The sequence below is a fragment of the Niallia laureatilytica genome (assembly GCF_046613985.1).
In the GTDB taxonomy this organism is placed as follows: domain Bacteria; phylum Bacillota; class Bacilli; order Bacillales; family Cytobacillaceae; genus Niallia.
The window spans coordinates 73,696-92,845 of record NZ_JBKKHP010000003.1; the positions used below are offsets into that span (position 1 = coordinate 73,696).

Sequence of the window (19,150 nt, forward strand, 5' to 3'; positions counted from 1 at the left end):
TGTATTATGGTTGATAGAATAAAACGTAGTCACCAGGTCCAGTTAAAGCTACACCAATAGCGACTGCAATTAAGACGAAATTGTATTCAAATCCACCTTCCGTCATCCAGTAGCCATTTTTGCCATGAACAGCGATTATGGCATCAATCATAACGATGACAATCATTGCTGCTCCGAGCCATGTAAGAGCACCTGAAGCAAACAGGAGTCCGCCGATAAGCTCGAACAATCCTGCCAAGGTTGCCCAAACTCTCGCCCCTTTTTCAAGACCAATCGTCTTCAGCCAGTTTCCAGTTCCAGTGATGCCAGTACCGCCAAACCAGCCAAACAGCTTCTGGGCACCATGCCCGACAAAGGTCAAGCCAACTACAAGGCGAATAATTAAAAGCCCGATATTTACCATTGCGATATTATGAGCCATGCCTCTACCTTCTTCCAATATATGTTTATCGTTATAGAATGATCTGATAGCTTAGTATATGGACAAATGGTCAAGATTATACGACTAATAGACCGGAGAACATTATTCTTCTAAAATATGTTCCGCCAGTTGAGAAAAGCAATCCATTCACCATTCTTTTCCCTAATAAGCCTTAATCTAATCACATTAATACCCATAATCAAAAAGCTATTTAAATAACCAGTTGTAATTATAAACATTCCTTTTTTTGAAAGTAAATAAAATTAGTCGGAAATAGATACATTTTACTAATATATTATCAAAACGAGTAAAGCACACCTCTTAAAAAAATGCATATTTCCTCCCTTAAAGGGTAAAGAGCTTCTATGAGCAACTTGTTTGATTGGAGGTAGCAACAATGAATACAGAAACTTTAACAGGAAAATTAGTAAAGGGAATTGCACCGAATGTTGATCCGCAAGCTTTGTTAAATGACAAAAGAAAGGTGTTCTTATTCGGTTCACCAAGCTATACAAACATTGGTGATCAGGCGATTGCTTATGCGGAGGAAAAGTTTATAAAAAATCATTTCCCTTATTATGAGTATATTGAAATTATGGATTATGCAACAGAAGAAGGGATAGAGCTAGTCAAAGAGATAATCAAGGAAGATGATATAGTTTGCTTTACAGGCGGAGGAAATCTCGGCAGTCTGTATTTGGAAATTGAAGAAGACAGACGGAAGGTATTTGAAGTATTTAAGGACTATAAAACCATTTCCCTTCCACAATCTGTTTATTTTGAAGACAACGAGGCAGGTAATGAGGAAAAGAAAAAATCCCAAGATGCCTATCATCAAAACCGAAATTTAACGATTGCGGCAAGAGAGTCACAAACTCTTGATGTTGTTAAAGAAACATTTGATTCGAATGTTATTTATACACCAGATATGGTTCTTTCCCTTGATATCGTGCCGAAAGAGCTGGACAGAGATGGAGTATTGTTTATATTAAGGGCAGATAAGGAAAAAGTGACCGATGAGAATTTTATTACTGAATTGATGGCATGGGCAGAAAAAAAGGGTCCTGTGGAGCGAACAGATACTGTGCTCTCAGAAGTAGATATGATTGATTATGATGAACGAGAGAAGTATTTTCTGAAAACACTCGAGAAAATCGGTTCGAGCAAAATAGTAATAACAGACCGATTACATGCGATGATTTTTTCCATCATTACCAAAACCCCATGCTTAGTATTCGGTAATAGTTACGGCAAAGCAAAGCATTCCTATACAGACTGGCTTCATGGGCTAAACTTCATTGAATATACAGATACACAGAATATTAGTGAGCTGGAAAAGCTGGTTGAGCAGCTTATGCAGGCAGAGCCGAATCGTGTTCAGCTAACAGACGATTTCCAGCCTTTAAAGGATTTCTTCGCGAACTAACATAAAAAAGGGGGCTGCCAAAAGGCGGCCTCTTTGGTGGGTGAATTATAGGAATAAAGCATCCGTGTAAGTTATTTCAATTAATAAGCCAGAATCAAAGCTAACACTCCTAGCTAACAGTATAATAAGTGTATGGATGTAAACATTAGTAAAGAATATTACTTCGTTAAAAAGGAGATATCATGACAAAAAGCAATGAAGCTGGATGGAACTTAGATAATAGCTATGCTCAACTGCCAGAAATGTTTTTTACTAGAACAAAGCCGACCCCAGTAGCAGCTCCCAAGGTTATCTTTTTCAATGAAAGACTAGCAGCAGATTTAGGATTAAATGTTCAAGAGCTTCAAAAACAAGAGGGCGCAGAGGTTTTCGCCGGAAATGTCAGTCCTGACGGAGCAGATCCACTGGCTCAAGCTTATGCAGGTCATCAATTCGGCTATTTTAACAGACTTGGAGATGGTCGTGCCATCCTTTTGGGAGAGCAGATTACTCCAGCTGGAGAGAGGATTGATATTCAGCTGAAAGGCTCAGGCCGGACACCGTATTCCCGCGGTGGGGATGGTCGTGCAGCAGTCGGACCAATGCTTCGGGAGTATATTATCAGCGAAGCAATGCATGCGCTTGAAATCCCGACAACGAGAAGTCTGGCGGTAACGAAAACAGGTGAGCGCATCCTTCGTGAAACAAGGCTGCCTGGTGCCATTTTAACGAGAACGGCAGCAAGCCATCTTCGTGTTGGGACCTTCCAATTTGCTGCTCAGTGGGGAACTGTAGACGATATTCGTTCTCTTGCTGATTATGCAATTAAACGACATTACCCTGAGCTGGAACAAGAAGAGAACCGATATCTGGCTTTGCTTGAGGAAGTGATTAAGAGGCAGGCTAAGCTTATCTCTCAATGGCAGCTTGTCGGTTTCATACATGGTGTCATGAATACAGACAACATGACAATCAGCGGCGAAACGATTGATTATGGACCTTGTGCGTTTATGGATGTTTATAATCCTAACACCGTATTCAGCTCGATTGATGTGGAGGGCCGCTATGCTTATGGAAACCAGCCGGTAATTGGCGGCTGGAACTTAGCCCGGTTAGCAGAAAGTCTGTTGCCGCTCCTTCATGAAGATGATGCTGTTGCACTTGAGATGGCGCAGCAAAAAATATCAGGCTATATGGATATGTATAAAGAGAATTGGCTTGCTGGGATGAGGGCAAAGCTTGGAATCTTTAATGAGGAGAAGGAAGACGAAGCTTTAGTTAACAGTCTTCTTGATTTAATGGAGAAATATCAAGCAGATTACACAAATACATTCCTGACACTTACCTTTTCTAAAAAGGATGATTCTGCATTGCTGGTAAGCGAGGAATACGAGCAGTGGCATAAGCGCTGGCAGGAAAGGCTCAACAGGCAGGAGGAAACAAAGGCTCAATCAGATGAGCTGATGCGAAAAAGTAATCCGGCTGTTATTCCTAGAAATCACCGGGTGGAGGAAGCGTTAGAGGCAGCGGTTGAGCGTGGTGATTACACAGTTATGGAGAAGCTTGCGGCTGTCATTACCAAACCATATGCGCATACTCCAGAGCAGGCTGAGTATGCAGAGCTGCCTGCGCTGAAAGCACCGTACCAGACTTACTGCGGCACTTAAACATCTGTAATGCCTTGCATATATGAAGTGATGCTGCCTATAATGAGGGCAGCATCACTTCTTTTGTTTAATTGTAGTTATTCCCATAAGTAAGGAGTGTAGAAAGCAGTGGCTAAATCGATTACAGATAAACTTAACTTACATAAATACGAAAAAAAAGCAGTGCTGCATATGCCTCAAGATAGCGCGTATTTGGACGAGCTTAAAAATTATGGGACAGAGCTGGTGCCTGAGGAATCTTACGACTTGATATTTGCCTTCGTATTTAATATGGATTCCATGAAACAGCTTGCTTTGGAAGTTGTAAAGAACAGCTATCTTAACAAAGGCGGCTACTTGTTCTTTGCCTATCCAAAAAAGGGCAATAAGCTTTACTCAACCTATATTCATCGTGATGAAATATTGGGCGGACTTGGAGCGGATGCGGATGGATTTATCGGCAGCAGCAATATTAAATTCAGTCGGATGGTTGGCATGGATGAAACATTTACTGTCGTTGGCCTTAAGGAAGACTCTAAAATAAAAAATAAACCATCAACAAAGGCGAGTCAATGTGTGGATGATTATATAGAGGATATGGCACAAATTGAAAAAGACTTAAAGGATGATCCAAATCTGCTTGCGTTTTATCAATCTCTTACACCTGGATACAAAAAGGATTGGGCCCGCTATGTTTATAGTGCAAAGCAGGAGACAACAAAGGAGAAGAGACGGGAAGAGATGAAGGTCATATTAGGTGCAGGATTTAAAAGCCGTGACCTGTACCGAAGGGATAAGGCGAGCAAATAAAGATAGATAAAGGCAGTATAAGCTGGCCTTTATCTATAGAAGAAGATGGTTAAGTTATCCTTATTATCAATGGTAGCAAGCAGGATGTCTTTCACCTCTGCTTGATATAAGCTTTTTAAATTGTCCGTCAGCCATTCTTCGTTCTTTCCGTGTATTTCCAGTTCCTTTTCACAAATGTGACCATCCCGTATAATCGTTTTAGGCAGGTCAAAAGAAGCTGTTGTCATTTGGAGAGAAGCTTGGGTAAGAGGTACGTATAACGGTTCAAGAAACACGGACATATTTCCGTTAGGCTCCCAGACTGCTAATGCTACTTTTTTTATGTTTTCCACTTGCTTTCCACGCAGTTCTTCAAGAAGGACATCAATGGAGATTCTTGCTTTTTTCAACCCTTTATAGACGATTTCTCCATTTTGAACAATTACAATGGGCTCTTTGTTGATTATTTTTTGAAACCATTGCCATTTCAGTATTAATTTTGTTCCGCCGAGATAAAGGACAGCAAGAACGAGCGTTGTCAGCATGGAACCTTTAAGTCCTAGTTTTTCATCTGAAAGAGGATGGGCAACTATATTTCCAATCATCAATGCAATGACAAAATCCATCAGCCGTAATTGGGATATAGTACGCTGCCCTAAGATTCTTCCAATTATCACTAAGAATATAAATGCAATAATGGCGCGGAGTATCCATTCAATAGCAGTTAGTGTTTCTTTCCCTTGGTAAAAATCCATTAATTACACTTCCTTATGGTTCATATTCTTAGTGTTACACGGATGTCTCCTTCATAATCAGAGACGTAAAAAAATTCCATAATAGCAATAACAGCAAAGATATTGGAGAATGCTATAATTAACATTTTCAAAGATAAATTAGATATATTTTAGGAGATATCCATGTTTGGAACTAAACTTTTCAGCAAACCCCCATCTAATTGGGCAGTAGTGGCACTTATCGCGATTTTTACTACAATAGCAAGTGAAGTAAAAGTTGTCCCTTTCCAAGGAGAAGCATTTCGTTTCGGTTTAGGCAGTATTACTTTTTTTATGCTTATTTTAATATGGTTGCCTAAAAACATTTTGAAGGCGGGGGCAATTACAGGATTAACAGTTGTAATTATTAGGACATTGGAAGATGTTGTTTTTCGAGATGAGCTATTTTTCCACAGCATAATTAGCCATATTCCTGCTTTTCTTTTTTATTTCACCTATGCTTTTGGCTTTCATCTTATAAAAGTGGAAAGATATAAAACAATGCCCTTCCATTTGGGGGCATGGGCCTTTCTTTTTGAATTTCTAGGTAATGGCGCTGAACAGCTTCTTCGTCATGAGATGGAAACAAATATCAATGTCGATTTTTGGAGCTGGGCACTCATGAGTGGAGTAGCTTTATTCAGAAGTTATTTTGTTGCGGGGTTAATTGCGTCCATCACTGTTTCTGAACAAAAAAAGCGAGTAGAGGAAATGCTGGGTGTCGGTTCAGAGTTATATGCAGAAGCATTATACTTGCAGAAATCAATGAATCATATTGAAAAGATAACTGCATCAAGCTATGAACTTTACCAGAAATTAAAGAAGAAGGAAGAGCTGTCATTAAGTATTCAAGCATTGAAAATTGCCCAGGAAATCCATGAGGTCAAAAAAGACTCCCAGCGAGTATTGGCAGGAATCTCGAAAGTTACTTCTCAGAAAAAGGAAACGAGTCTTACCCTTTCCGAGTTATTGCGGCTAGTTATTTTGGCAAATGAAAAATACGGGGAATTTTTAAAGAAAGCAATAAGCTTTCAGCTTAAGCTGTCTTCAGACTATGAAACAGATAAGCATATCCCTTTGCTTGCGCTTTTAAATAATCTTGCAGCAAATGCCGTTGAATCAATTGAAGGCAAAGGTGTTATTAAAATTCACTTATATGAAGCAGAAGGACAAACCTGCTTCGTTATTGAGGATACAGGAATAGGCATAAAAAAAGAGGATATCCCTATTCTTTTTGAACCAGGTTATACAACAAAATTCAATGAAAAGGGAGTAGCTGCTACAGGAATCGGTTTATCCCATGTTAAAGAAATAGTCCAAAAACTGAATGGACAAATACAAGTAGAAGCACCGGAAAATGGCGCGGTTTTTCGGGTTTCTATTCCAACGCAATGTTTAAGAAAGTGAGCTGATATTTCTGCGTTATTATATTGTTGACGATGACAAGGCGAGCAGAACCATGCTAAAGAATATTATTGAAGAGGAAGATCTCGGTGTGGCAATCGGTGAGGCTGATAATGGAAAGGAATGCTTGACTGCTATTATGACCATGCATCCAGATGTTGTTTTAATAGACTTGCTGATGCCGGAAATGGACGGAATAGAAACAATAGATCAACTTAAAAGAGAAGGTTTTGAAGGACAGTTTGTCATGATATCCCAAGTTGTAAACAAAGAAATGGTTGGTGAGGCATACAAAAAGGGAGTAGAATTTTTCATACATAAGCCAATCAACAAAATTGAAGTGCAAAGTATATTGAAGAAATTAGTTGAGCAGTGCAAGCTAAAGGAATCTCTGCTAACAATACAGGAGTCTTTAGCGAATATTGGCCTTGCGAACACATCCTTGCAAAAGCCGCAAAGCGTTAACCAAATCGTTTTATCTATTTTGAACTATATGGGCATTATTGGAGAAGCAGGCAGTGATGATATCGTTTCTATCATTGAATATTTGGTAAATGAAAGAGGACATTCACCGCAGCTGCCGCCTTTAAAGGAATTATATGAAAAGATTGCTGCAAGAAATGCAGCCGGCATTGAGGTTAAGAAAGAAACAAAGGCGATTGAGCAGCGTATCCGCAGAACCATTTTAACGGCTATTAATAATTTGGCATCACTTGGCGCCATTGATTATACGAATCCAGAGTTTGAGTATTATGCTCCCCGCTATTTTGATTTTCAGGAAATACGAAATCATATGATTCATATTCAAGAAGGAAAAGGCGATTCAGCAAAAGTGAAGGTTAACATAAAGAAATTCCTTCAAGTGCTGTACTTAGAAACTTTGGAAAAATATAATAAAACTCACTAGAATATTTAATAATTTTAAAAATTTAGATAGATTAAATTTACGATTAATTTAGGATTTTGTCGGATTTTATAAGTAGCCTTTATAATGTGTAGTATCCTGACTGTTTTCGTTAAGGTTAACACAAAAGAGGTGAAAATTAATGAAGAAAAAGTTTAAATTTACTTTAGCCTACCAGATTCTTGTTGGTCTGGTGCTGGGGATCATTGTTGGGGCAGTTTTTTACGGAAATCCTGGTGTAGAGAAATATTTACAGCCAATCGGAACTGTCTTCCTTAACATGATCAAAATGATTGTTGTACCTATCATTATCTCTACATTAGTAATAGGAGTTGCCGGCACTGGTGATCTCAAAAAACTAGGTAAGCTTGGCGGAAAATCCTTAATTTACTTTGAGGTTGTTACAACAATTGCTATTATCGTAGGTTTGCTTGCTGCAAATATCTTCCAACCAGGTAATGGTATTGATATGTCTTCCCTTTCAAAAGGAAATATCGACCAGTATGTGGAGACGACGGAGGAAGTGCAAAGCCATGGTATGCTGGATATCCTTGTCAGCATTGTTCCAAGTAATATTTTCCAAGCGATGGCAGAAGCTGATATGCTTGCGGTTATTTTCTTCTCCGTTGTATTCGGCTTAGGTGTTGCTGCAATCGGAGATAAAGGTAAACCTGTGCTTGCCTTCTTCGAAGGTGTAGCAGATGCGATGTTCTGGGTAACAAACTTTATCATGAAATTTGCTCCATTTGGAGTATTTGCATTAATTGGTGTTACTGTATCCAAGTTCGGTGTTGAATCACTGCTCCCGCTTGGAAAATTAATGATTTTAGTATATGCGACAATGATATTCTTCATCATCGTTGTACTGGGCGGAATCGCAAAATTAGTTGGTATTAACATTTTCCATCTTATGAAAGTATTAAAGGATGAAATGCTTCTGGCTTATTCAACATCAAGCTCAGAAAGTGTTTTGCCAAAGGTTATTGAGAAGATGGAAAAATTCGGATGTCCAAAAGATATTGTATCATTTGTAGTACCGACAGGCTATTCCTTTAATCTGGATGGATCTACTTTATACCAAGCATTGGCTGCCTTGTTCATTGCCCAAATGTACGGGATTGAATTGAGCATAACAGAGCAAATTACATTAGTGCTCGTTTTGATGGTCACATCAAAAGGTATTGCTGGTGTACCAGGCGTTTCCTTTGTTGTCTTGCTGGCAACGTTAGGGACTGTCGGCATTCCATTAGAAGGTTTAGCATTTATTGCAGGTATTGACAGACTTCTTGATATGGCCCGCACTGTTGTAAACGTAGTAGGTAACTCTTTAGCAGCGGTTGTCATGTCCAAATGGGAAGGTCGTTTTGATTCAAAACAAAAAGATAAGTATTATGCTACTTTCAAAAAAACAGCATAAGTTAGATAAAAACAGGTCTCTAAAACAGAGACCTGTTTTTTTATTATATATATTTTTATGCTCTGTCTGTATTTGCAGCAGCAGTTAAATTCTCTTCTTTATCTTCCCAAACTTCCTTAGCGATTTGAGCGATAAACTTCAGCTTTTCCCATTGCTGTTCTTCTGTCAGCTCATTACCGTGATGAGTTGATGCAAATCCACATTGCGGGCTTAAGCACAGCTGATCATGCGGGATATATTGCGATGCTTCTTTAATGCGGGCTTTAATGGCCTCTTTGTCCTCTAGCTCTCCTGTTTTTGAAGTAACAAGCCCTAGCACGACTTTCGGGCCTTCTTTAGGGATATGGCTTAAAGGCTGGAATGTTCCAGAACGCTCATCATCATACTCCAAGAAGAAGCCGTCAACCTTTTCCTTAGCAAGCAAGGTTGGGGCAATAATATCATAGCTGCCCGCAAAAGCATGGTCAGAGCGATAGTTTCCGCGGCATAAATGAGTAGTTACAGCTAAATCCTCAGGTTTTCCTTCTAATACCTCATTGATAACATGAAGAGCAAGTTCAATAAGCGTTTCCCGTGAATATTCACCATCATTGAAAGGAATATCTGGGGAAGAAAGTCCTGCTATGTAGACATCATCAAGCTGAAGATAGCGGACACCTGCATTATAGAAGGCTTGAATGGCATCTTTATATGTCTGAATAACATCCTTTGCAAATTCCTCAATAGTAGGATAAGTTTCCTGATCGCGGATACCAATGTTAAAAAGCTGGTTCGGACTAGGAATAGTTTGTTTTGCCACCGCACGTCCGCCAACAATCTCATTGAAAAGAACGAAATCCTTAATTTGAGTATGATCTGGATTGAAGGAGATTTTCCCTTTGTTACGAATAGTATAACGCTCCGTTTCCCCTCTGCTGAAAGGATATCCTTTATCAGGAATAAAGCCTTCAACTCCATTAAGCTGCTCTAGGAAGTCTGTATGCCAGAACCTGCGTCGGAATTCACCATCTGTAACAACGTCTAGTCCAGCTTCAATTTGCTTATCAACAATTCGTTTAATTTCGTTTGTTTCAATTTCATACAATGCTTCAGCTGTAATTTTGCCATCCTGGAAATCTGCTCTTGCTTGAAGAAGTGTTTCCGGACGAAGTAAGCTACCAACATGATCTGCACGGAATGGGATTGTTTTATTTGACATATAATTACCCTCTTTCTTTTATGATTCGTATTTTTTATAACGGTTGAACTCTATCAGATAAGGAAACTGCATAATAAAAATTAGCTAGTAAAAAACCCTCTTCTTATCATAAGAAGAGGGTTTGAATGAACTCATGTCTCTCCTTATCTTCAAGCATTGCTTTCTGGAATTAGCACAGTGTTAAAGTAACCTGTTGCTGAGGCTTCAAAGGGCCAGTCCCTCCACCTCTCTAGATAAGATTTTTTGCTATTCACTTTAAATAGATTAACTGTTTGCTAATCTTGTATATTAATTTAAATGGAAAAGGGGTATTTGTCAACTGAATTTTCAGAATAAATTTAAAAATATTTTACACACCAAAAAAGGAAGGAGCTACCCTTCCTTTCATTCATTATAGTGCAGTTAAACCGCCGTCGATTGGATAAACAGCCCCATTGATAATGTTTGCCTCATCGCCTAGCAAGAATACAACTAGGGAAGCAACTTCCTTAGCAGTTCCGTATCTTCCAGCAGGAATTCCGGATTCAACAGCTGCTTTTGCTTCCTCAGATCCTTGTGTAAAGCGCTCCATCATGCCAGTTGCTGTTGGACCAGGAGCAATTGCGTTGACACGAATGCCTTGTGCTGCATATTCGCCAGTTGCTGTTTTAGTTAATCCGATAACGCCATGCTTAGTTGCTGCATATGGACTAACACCTGGAGAGCCAACTAGGCCTGCATTTGATGCAGTATTAACGATAGAACCGCCGCCATTTTTAAGCATGACTTGCAGAACGTATTTCATGCCGTAAAAAGCACCTTTTAAGTTTATGTCCACAACTCGCTCAAACATATCCTCTGGATAATCTGCTAAAGGTGTAACAGTTCCTTCAATTCCAGCATTGTTAAAGAACATATCAATTGTGCCGAATGCCTCTACTGTTTTATCAACATAGTTTTTTACATCCTCACGTGCTCCAACATTTGCTTTAATGAAGATTGCTTCTGCACCTAAATTTTTAACAAGGTCTACAGTCTCGTTACCGCCTTGCTCTGAGATGTCGACTACGGCGATACGAGCTCCTTTTGCAGCAAGTAGAAGTGCTGTTTCACGGCCGATGCCGCTGCCTCCGCCTGTAATTATTACTGCTTTATCTGTGTAATTTGTCATATGTAAAAATCCCCTTTCATAGTTAATTATGCATAAAAACTTTTTATAAATAAACAAATCTGCTTTATTATTGGGTAAATTTACCGATATAATACATAGAATTTGTTTAAATAAAGGGGTTTTATATAATTGGATAACGTACAGGCATTTATAGCTTCTATACCATACTGGAAAATTATTATGAAAGAAGAAGTAATGATTACTGTTTTTGATCATGAAAAATACTTATACTACTCTCCGAGTTCTGATTTAAACTTTCATCACAAACCAGGGGATTCCTTGCCACCGTCATATTTAAATTATGCAATGGTGAACAAGTCAGGTACTACAATAGTGAAAGTACCAGAAGCTGAGTTTGGTATTCCTTTTGACAGCATTTCTTTTCCAATTAAAGATGATAATGGTACAGTTGTCGCAGCGGTAAATGCCGCAATCAGCACGAAGAAGCAAGAAATGTTTAAGCAAATAGTCACGGACATGGATACTATTGCTGATTCCTTATTAGGGAAAGTTCAGCAGATTGCTGCTCATTCAGAAGAATTATCAGCAACAGCTGAACAAATCTCCGAGAATACAAAGGAAACAGTAGAGCAGTCCACACAAATTACTGGTGTTACTGGAATGATTAAAGGAATCAGTGAACAGACAAATCTACTTGGACTTAATGCAGCAATTGAGGCTGCAAGAGTAGGCAGCGCTGGTGCAGGGTTTGGTGTTGTAGCAACAGAAGTGAGACGTCTTGCTATCGATTCAAAAAATGCAACTGTCAACATTGAAGAGACATTAAACAAGATCAAAGAATCAATTGAACAAATGCAGGATGACTTTACTGATATAGCGAAATCCTCTCATGAGGAAGCAGCTCTTGTTACAGAATTTATGTCAGAAATCGAGAATTTGACGGCTACATCTAATAAACTGAAGAAATATATGGAAGAATTTATTATGCAATAACCGCTGGCTTGGGACTTTATAGTTCCAGGCTTTTTATTTCTTTTAATCTGCTGAAAAATTTTCTTGTATTATTTAATAGTCCTATTATACTATTTAGGTGAAGAGGTGGTAAAAAAGTACTGGTTAACAAACTTTTTTAACATTTTAGTAATAAAAAATTAAAAGTGAAAAGGGCAAATCATGGGAAACTGTGAGACGCAAAGCTATGGGCCTAATACATATCATTTGTTCAAAAGTGATATGATGGCAGCCGGTTACCACAAGAAGTCATAGTTGGCATTTTTCTATGGACCTTCTGCGGGTCTTTTTTTATTGTCCTTTTTTACAAGAAGGGTAGGAATATCGGATGAGGGGAAAATCTATATTTTTAAAGTCTTTTTTATTGTTAACGCTCCTTGTATACCAGTTGGCTTTTCCAGTTGGAGCAATAAAGGCAGCCGCAAATGAAACCATCTTGCCTCCGAGCAATCTTGCTTATCAATCATCTTCACCAGATGATGGGAAATTGACATGGAGTGCAGTATACGGTGCAACTGGATATAAAGTTTATGAAATTAAAGACGGTCAGTTAACAATGCTTGGCACGACTTCATCAGTAAATTACAGCGTAAACGATCTTCCTGAGGGAGCATACAGGTACGTTGTTGCCACAGTAACGAATGATGGCGAGTCAGGGCCTTCTGCACCAGTGAGTACAGAAATAATATATCCAGATATGCAGACTCCGACAAACATTGTGTCAACAGTGAAAAATGGGAATGATATTGTGCTTTCTTGGCAAGCAGCAACTTATGCAGAAAAGTATAATATTTATATAACAAAATCTGGACAGAAATCTTTGCTGACATCAACGACAGCAAGGTCATATACAATTGAAAAGGCAGAAGAAGGAGCATACTCTTACTCTGTGTCAGCTTATAATTCCCTTTATGGAGAATCTCCAGAAAGTGAGCCGGTGAGTGTTGAGTTGGTTCATCCTGTGTTAAAGGAACCAGAAAATCTGACATTTACTATCACAAATGGAACAGATGTTAACCTAAAATGGCAAGCATCAGATTATGCAACAAGTTATAAAATTTATGAAGTAAAGGACGGTCAGCTTGAACTGCTGAAGACTGTTGCTGGTACAAGTGCTTCTTTTACAAATTTGCCAGCGGGAAATTATATTTATAAAGTTTTTGCATTCAGTGACCGATTTGGGGAATCGATTGAGGGCAGTCAAGCAGAGGTAGAAGTGAGTTCTATCGTTATGACAGGTCCCGAAAATGCTGCCTATAAAATACAAAATACAAATGATGTTGTCTTTAGCTGGAATACAGTTCCATATGCTAATGCTTATAAAATCTATGAAATAGTAGATGGTGAAAAAATATTAAAGACAACGGTAAAGGGCACAACAGCAACATTATCAAAGCTTGCCGGTGGCAGTCACGAATACGAAATATATTCATACAGTGATAGATTTGGTGAGTCTGAAACAGCCTCAAAACTATCATTCAGCATAGAAACAGTAGCGGTGAATCCTCCGGAAGGACTAACTTATAAAGTCCAAAATGGGAACGATATTGTTTTAAATTGGTCTGCAGCAGAGAATGCAACTAATTATAAAATTTATCAAATCATAGACGGAGAAAAAATAGTAAAAAGCACTGTGACAGGAACAACTGTTACCTATACGAATCTAGCAGCGGGAAGCTATCAGTTTGAGGTCCATACAAACAGTACAAGATTTGGTGAATCAGAAAACGGAACATTAGTGTCGATACAGCTAGATGAAGTGAAGCTTGCGGCACCTGAGGAGCTTTCTTATGAACTGAAAAATGGAAATGACGCTGTGCTGACTTGGAAGCAGGTTGAAAATGCAGCCAGCTATAAAGTCTATCAGGTCATTGATGGGAAGAGAACATTAAAAGCAACGGTTTCCAACACAACAGCAACAATTACGAATTTGCCTGAAGGAGACAATTCGTTTGAGGTATATGCTTACAACAGCCGCTTTGGTGAGTCAGAAAAAGCAGCAGTGCTCAGCATTCCGGTTATTTATCCGAAGCTTGCGCCACCATCAGAATTAGCGCAGACAATATTAAATCCTTCTGCCTTCACACTCAGCTGGAATCAAGCAGAATATGCCTCTAGCTATCGAGTCTATCAGCTCATAAATGGCGAGAAAGTATTGAAGAGCAATGTGAACGGAACAAGTGTAACCTATTCTAATATTCAGCCAGGAACATATAAGTATGAAGTTTATTCCTATTCATCTCGTTTTGGTGAATCAGAAGAAGGAAAAGTACTTGAGGTGACGCTTAGCGGACAGGTACTCGCAGCTCCTGAGGATGTCACTTATACTATTGCAAATGGAAATGATCTTACTCTGAAATGGAAATCGGTTCAATATGCAAATGGATATAAGATTTATAAATTATTGGACGGAGAAGAGACGTTAGAACGCACAGTAACAGGCACAAGTGTAACCCTCACTAATGTATCAGAAGGGGATTTCCATTATGTTATAAAAGCCTACTCCAACCTGTTTGGAGAGTCACCTGTTGGCGGAGAAGCAAAGGATACACTCAACTATCCAGAAATGGCACAGCCCCAAAACGTGACGAAAACTGTTACTAACGGAAATGATATTACATTGAAGTGGAATGCTGTTACTTATGCAAAGGGCTATAATATTTATCAATACAAAGATGGCGAGAAAGAACTTGTACGCACAGTAACAGGCACAAGTGCTGTATTTTCCAATATGCCTGAAGGGGAGTATCTATATATTATTCATTCCTTCAGCGATCGTTTTGGAGAGTCAGCAGAAGGAAGTACAGCGGAATTTAACCTAACTTGGCCGATTATGCAGGCACCAGGGAATCTAACAAAAACGATCAGCAATGGAAATGATATTACTTTAAGATGGAATAGTGTTACTTCTGCAAAAGAATACCGGATATACCAAATAGCTGAAGGGGAGAAAACCTTAGTCAAAAAGACAACAGGTACATCTGCGTCCTTCACAGACATGCCAGAGGGCGATTATGAGTATGTTGTATATTCATACAGTGACCGCTTCGGGGAATCACCAGAAGGAAGCACACTTACATTTAATGTAGTGTGGCCGATTATGCAGGCTCCAGAAAATTTAACGAAAACAATCGCAAACGGCAATGACATTGTTCTGAAATGGAATGCATCTGCCTATGCAAAAAATTATAAAATCTACCAAGTTATTGATGGTGAGAAAGTGTTGCAAAGCACAGTTACAGGAACATCAGTAACATATAAAGATATGGCTGAAGATGACTATACATTTATTGTGCAATCGTACAGCGACCGTTTTGGAGATTCACCAGAGGAGAGTACGCTTACGTTCAATTTAACATGGCCGACTGTGCAAGTACCAGTGGTCAGCGGCAGTGTCTTTAATGCAAACAATATCACTCTCTCATGGAAAGCAGCGGATTGGGCTAATAGCTATAAAGTATATGAAGTGATAGAGGGGGAAAGAAAGCTTTTATACAGCGGAACGGCGCTTACGTATAAAGTTTATAATCTCTCAGAAGATACGCACACTTTTGAAGTGACAGCATACAGCAATCGTTTCGGTGAGTCTTTACCGTCTGAATCGTTCGTTCAGACAATTGTCTATCCAGTAATGGAAGCACCAAAGGCATCACTAACATTGCTGAGTGAGACAAGTGCGAGAATTACTTGGGACTTTGTCACATATGCTAATGGCTATAATATTTACGAAATTATAAACGGCAAGCCAGTTTTGCTTGTTGAGAACTTGAATAATTTATCGTACGAACTGAAAAACCTGACTCTTGCTAATCATGAATATTATGTCACTTCATATAGCAATTCCTTTGGAGAGTCTAAACCTTCAGAGACGGTTATCGCAAAGCTTATTGTAGATACACAGGCACCTGAGACAAAGAGCAATGCACCTGCTCATTGGATTAATGAAAATTTTTCTGTCCTTTTAGAAGCTGAAGATGATGAAACTGGAGTAGCGAATACTTATTACTCCTTAAATGAGGGCATTATTCAGGCAGGTACATCAGTCTATATCGACCAAGAAGGCGTTAATAAGCTTAGCTTTAATTCATTGGATAAAGCAGGAAATATGGAAGAAGTGAAAACTGTCTATATTAAACTGGATAAGACGGCACCTGTAACTACAATTAGTGAAATGCCTGCATATGCACAAATAGTAGATGTGCAGCTGACAAGCTCAGACTCATTGAGCGGTGTTGATAAAACATACTATTCAATCAATGGCTCTGATTATGTTGAGGGAACAAGCTTTTCGGTAGAGAAAGAAGGAACAAATGAAATCTCCTATTATTCTGTCGACGTTGCAGGCAATAAAGAAGAAGTAAAAACAGCACAAGTAAAAATAGATAAGTCAGCACCAGCTACTGAAGCCAATATAAAAGACGGTTGGGCAAATAAAGAGGTGGCAGTCACATTAACTGCAAAAGATGAGATGAGTGGAGTTGTAAAAACATACTACTCTATCAACGGCTCAGAGTATGCGGAGGGAACAGACTTTACAGTGGAGAAAGAAGGAACAAATGAAATCTCCTATTATTCTGTCGACACTGCAGGTAATAAAGAGGAAGTAAAAACAGCACAAGTAAAGATAGACAAGTCAGCACCAGCTACTGAAGCCAATATTAAAGATGGTTGGGCAAATAAAGAGGTGGCAGTCACATTAACTGCAAAAGATGAGATGAGTGGAGTTGTAAAAACATACTACTCTATCAGCGGCTCAGAGTATGCGGAGGGAACAGACTTTACAGTGGAGAAAGAAGGAACAAATGAAATCTCCTATTATTCTGTCGACGCTGCAGGCAATAAAGAGGAAGTAAAAACAGCACAAGTAAAGATAGACAAGTCAGCTCCAGCCACTGAAGCCAATATTAAAGATGGTTGGGCAAATAAAGAGGTAGCAGTCACATTAACTGCAAAAGATGAAATGAGTGGAGTTGTAAGAACATACTACTCTATCAACGGCTCAGAGTATGCGGAGGGAACAGCCTTTACAGTGGAGAAAGAAGGAACAAATGAAATCTCCTATTACTCTGTCGATGCTGCTGGCAATAATGAAGAAGTGCAAACAGCAGAAGTCAAGATAGACAAGTCAGCACCAGACCTTACAATCCATAAACAATCTCTTTATGAACTTGGCACAAAATTTGTACTGGATTATGATGCCAGTGATGATCTATCAGGAATAACGACTGAAATTGCTGTTATTAATGGGAAAACGTATAAAAAAGGTGATGCCGTTCAACTTAACGAGCCTGGCGAATATAAGATAAGTGTAAGTTTGACAAACGGTGCTGGGCTGACAACTGTAAAGGAAGAGACAATTAAAGTTTATGTCCCTATATCACTTGAAGTGTTGCCAAAAGTGATTAAAGGGAATAAAGGTACCTTTACGGTGAAGGCAACTTTGCCGAAAAAATATCAATCCTTAAAGTTTGATGTATCATCGATTAGACTGAATGGAATTGCTCCTAAATTAGACAGCAAAGGCCTAATATTGCAGGCAGAAAAAGGCCAGTTCAAATTTGATCGAGAGGATTTTGACTGGGAATCAGGGGATGTAGAACTTGTGCTTAGCGGCTATCTAAATAATAAGATTTATGTAGTTGGCCAGACAACAGCAGAAGCGAAAGATTGCAGCTATAAGGGCAATTGTCTTTTCGGTTGTTTCTTCGATTGGCTCTGGTGTATAAAGTAGGTCTTTAGATGTATAAATCAAACAGAAATGGATATAGTAAAAAAGGCAGAAAACGCGTTCTGTCACAGAATTTCCAATATATTCACGGGAAAACGAGGTTGACAGATTTAGCAGCATCATGTAGCCTAAAAGATATAACTGAATGAATTAGACCTCACTTTTTTTCAGTGAGGTAGAGGCGCGATATTTAACAGTCTTTAAGCGGAGCTTGAGAATGCAATGATGCTAAAGAGAAGGAAATATCGCCGAAGTGAGCAATAGATCTCAGGTATTGCTTGCTGGGTCTGCAGTTAATAGCTGCAGGACTGTCTCAATAAACTCCCAGTTTATTGAGTTGTGCTATCTCAATTGGAAACAAAGAGAGGACTTTAGGGCAACTATAATATTGCGACCTGAGTGTATCTCAGGTCGCTTTTTGTTTAGGCGCCTAACAGACCATGTGGAGGGAAAACAAATGAAGAAAAAAGCACCATTTTTATTTTTATTGTTGCTTTCAGCTATTATTCTCTTAGCTGGGTGCGGGACAAGCAATGGGTCCGGATCCGGGGATGATGCAGATACATTTAAAGTAGGACTAGAAGCAGGCTATGCACCATTCAACTGGACACAAAACGATGATTCCAACGGAGCAGTCAAAATAGACGGCACTTCAGAATATGCGGGCGGCTATGATGTAGAAGTTGCGAAAAAAATCGCTGATGGTTTAGGCAAAAAACTAGTAATTGTCAAAACGGAGTGGGATGGACTTGTTCCAGCACTTACTTCAGGTAAAATTGATGCAATTATTGCAGGTATGTCTCCTACCGAAGAGCGTAAACAAACAATTGACTTTACAGATAACTATTACAAGTCCAACTTGGTGATGGTTGTTAAAAAAGGTGGTAAATATGATGGCGCAACATCTATCCAAGACTTTAAAGGCGCCAAAGTGACAGCACAGCTGAATACTTTCCATTACTCTGTTATTGACCAAATTAAAGGTGTTTCTAAACAGACGGCAATGGATAACTTCCCGTCAATGCGTGTTGCTCTTGAGTCAGGTGTAATTGATGGATATGTATCAGAGCGTCCAGAGGCAGTTAGTGCTTCCAATGCAAATGATAACTTTGCAATGGTTGAATTTAAAGATGGCTTTGAAACATCAGAAGATGATACAGCCATTGCTGTAGGGCTTAAAAAAGACAGTGATCTTAAAGATAAAATCAATGAAATATTAAAAGGCATCTCAGAAGAAGACCGTACGAAAATCATGGATGATGCAATTGTAAACCAACCTGCAGCAAAATAATGATAACATAAGACCGGCTGTCTTTTTGTGCAGTCGGTTTTATGATGAATAA

The 19,150-nt window shown here is 39.0% G+C and carries 13 protein-coding genes and 3 riboswitches; of the genes, 9 read left to right on the forward strand and 4 right to left on the reverse strand.

Features of this window, described 5'->3' with window-relative positions:
- Positions 1 to 4 precede the first annotated feature (4 nt).
- Complete coding sequence (locus ACLIJJ_RS10125) at positions 5 to 403, reverse strand: DoxX family protein (RefSeq protein ID WP_233316164.1); 399 nt, start codon at positions 401 to 403, stop codon at positions 5 to 7.
- Positions 404 to 818: 415 nt separating this feature from the next.
- Between ACLIJJ_RS10125 and ACLIJJ_RS10130 the strand changes: the two genes are divergently transcribed.
- From ACLIJJ_RS10130 to ACLIJJ_RS10140, 3 genes are all read left to right on the forward strand, one after another.
- Positions 819 to 1,847, forward strand: a complete 1,029-nt coding sequence (locus tag ACLIJJ_RS10130) for a polysaccharide pyruvyl transferase family protein (RefSeq protein ID WP_233316085.1) — start codon at positions 819 to 821, stop codon at positions 1,845 to 1,847.
- A gap of 182 nt (positions 1,848 to 2,029) precedes the next feature.
- Positions 2,030 to 3,493, forward strand: a complete 1,464-nt coding sequence (locus ACLIJJ_RS10135; RefSeq protein ID WP_411410835.1) for a protein adenylyltransferase SelO — start codon at positions 2,030 to 2,032, stop codon at positions 3,491 to 3,493.
- Positions 3,494 to 3,601: 108 nt separating this feature from the next.
- On the forward strand, positions 3,602 to 4,282 hold the full coding sequence (locus tag ACLIJJ_RS10140) for a YdeI/OmpD-associated family protein (protein ID WP_233316083.1): 681 nt from the start codon (positions 3,602 to 3,604) through the stop codon (positions 4,280 to 4,282).
- Positions 4,283 to 4,311: 29 nt separating this feature from the next.
- Here the strand turns inward: ACLIJJ_RS10140 and ACLIJJ_RS10145 are convergent, their stop codons facing one another.
- Entirely contained in the window at positions 4,312 to 5,016 is a 705-nt protein-coding gene (locus tag ACLIJJ_RS10145) for a DUF421 domain-containing protein (RefSeq protein WP_237942136.1), read from the reverse strand.
- A gap of 162 nt (positions 5,017 to 5,178) precedes the next feature.
- Between ACLIJJ_RS10145 and ACLIJJ_RS10150 the strand changes: the two genes are divergently transcribed.
- The 3 genes from ACLIJJ_RS10150 (at position 5,179) to ACLIJJ_RS10160 (ending at position 8,759) form a co-directional block, all read left to right on the forward strand.
- Complete coding sequence (locus ACLIJJ_RS10150) at positions 5,179 to 6,441, forward strand: ATP-binding protein (RefSeq protein ID WP_233316081.1); 1,263 nt, start codon at positions 5,179 to 5,181, stop codon at positions 6,439 to 6,441.
- A gap of 10 nt (positions 6,442 to 6,451) precedes the next feature.
- Positions 6,452 to 7,345 carry a response regulator gene (locus ACLIJJ_RS10155; RefSeq protein ID WP_233316163.1) on the forward strand — a complete coding sequence of 298 codons (894 nt, stop codon included), beginning with the start codon at positions 6,452 to 6,454 and terminating at the stop codon, positions 7,343 to 7,345.
- Positions 7,346 to 7,484: 139 nt separating this feature from the next.
- A complete protein-coding gene (locus ACLIJJ_RS10160) occupies positions 7,485 to 8,759 on the forward strand; it encodes a cation:dicarboxylate symporter family transporter (RefSeq protein WP_233316080.1) in 1,275 nt (424 codons plus the stop codon).
- A 55-nt stretch (positions 8,760 to 8,814) separates the two neighbouring features.
- Here the strand turns inward: ACLIJJ_RS10160 and ACLIJJ_RS10165 are convergent, their stop codons facing one another.
- Together ACLIJJ_RS10165 and ACLIJJ_RS10170 are read right to left on the reverse strand one after the other, a co-directional pair.
- A complete protein-coding gene (locus tag ACLIJJ_RS10165) occupies positions 8,815 to 9,957 on the reverse strand; it encodes a 5-methyltetrahydropteroyltriglutamate--homocysteine S-methyltransferase (RefSeq protein ID WP_411410836.1) in 1,143 nt (380 codons plus the stop codon).
- A gap of 140 nt (positions 9,958 to 10,097) precedes the next feature.
- Positions 10,098 to 10,197: riboswitch (SAM riboswitch) on the reverse strand.
- Positions 10,198 to 10,348: 151 nt separating this feature from the next.
- Positions 10,349 to 11,107, reverse strand: coding sequence for an SDR family NAD(P)-dependent oxidoreductase (locus ACLIJJ_RS10170; protein ID WP_411410837.1), 759 nt, complete (start codon positions 11,105 to 11,107; stop codon positions 10,349 to 10,351).
- Positions 11,108 to 11,236: 129 nt separating this feature from the next.
- Here ACLIJJ_RS10170 and ACLIJJ_RS10175 point away from each other — a divergent pair, with 129 nt between their 5' ends.
- The 3 genes from ACLIJJ_RS10175 to ACLIJJ_RS10185 all read left to right on the forward strand — a co-directional run bounded on the left by ACLIJJ_RS10175 (position 11,237) and on the right by ACLIJJ_RS10185 (position 19,098).
- Positions 11,237 to 12,061 (forward strand): methyl-accepting chemotaxis protein, encoded by an 825-nt coding sequence (locus ACLIJJ_RS10175; RefSeq protein ID WP_282581410.1) that lies wholly within the window; start codon positions 11,237 to 11,239, stop codon positions 12,059 to 12,061.
- A 162-nt stretch (positions 12,062 to 12,223) separates the two neighbouring features.
- Positions 12,224 to 12,323, forward strand: a riboswitch (cyclic di-GMP riboswitch).
- Positions 12,324 to 12,443: 120 nt separating this feature from the next.
- A complete protein-coding gene (locus ACLIJJ_RS10180; protein WP_411410838.1) occupies positions 12,444 to 17,810 on the forward strand; it encodes an OmpL47-type beta-barrel domain-containing protein in 5,367 nt (1,788 codons plus the stop codon).
- Positions 17,811 to 17,975: 165 nt separating this feature from the next.
- Positions 17,976 to 18,160, forward strand: a riboswitch (Lysine riboswitch).
- A gap of 104 nt (positions 18,161 to 18,264) precedes the next feature.
- Entirely contained in the window at positions 18,265 to 19,098 is an 834-nt protein-coding gene (locus ACLIJJ_RS10185; protein WP_233316075.1) for a transporter substrate-binding domain-containing protein, read from the forward strand.
- Positions 19,099 to 19,150: the final 52 nt, after the last annotated feature.

Coding starts and splice junctions, on each gene's coding strand:
- ACLIJJ_RS10150 (WP_233316081.1), top strand. CDS start 5,179: ATGTTTGGAACTAAACTTTTCAGCAAACCCCCATCTAATTGGGCAGTA.
- ACLIJJ_RS10170 (WP_411410837.1), bottom strand. CDS start 11,107: ATGACAAATTACACAGATAAAGCAGTAATAATTACAGGCGGAGGCAGC.
- ACLIJJ_RS10160 (WP_233316080.1), top strand. CDS start 7,485: ATGAAGAAAAAGTTTAAATTTACTTTAGCCTACCAGATTCTTGTTGGT.
- ACLIJJ_RS10165 (WP_411410836.1), bottom strand. CDS start 9,957: ATGTCAAATAAAACAATCCCATTCCGTGCAGATCATGTTGGTAGCTTA.
- ACLIJJ_RS10185 (WP_233316075.1), top strand. CDS start 18,265: ATGAAGAAAAAAGCACCATTTTTATTTTTATTGTTGCTTTCAGCTATT.
- ACLIJJ_RS10145 (WP_237942136.1), bottom strand. CDS start 5,016: ATGGATTTTTACCAAGGGAAAGAAACACTAACTGCTATTGAATGGATA.
- ACLIJJ_RS10135 (WP_411410835.1), top strand. CDS start 2,030: ATGACAAAAAGCAATGAAGCTGGATGGAACTTAGATAATAGCTATGCT.
- ACLIJJ_RS10125 (WP_233316164.1), bottom strand. CDS start 403: ATGGTAAATATCGGGCTTTTAATTATTCGCCTTGTAGTTGGCTTGACC.
- ACLIJJ_RS10130 (WP_233316085.1), top strand. CDS start 819: ATGAATACAGAAACTTTAACAGGAAAATTAGTAAAGGGAATTGCACCG.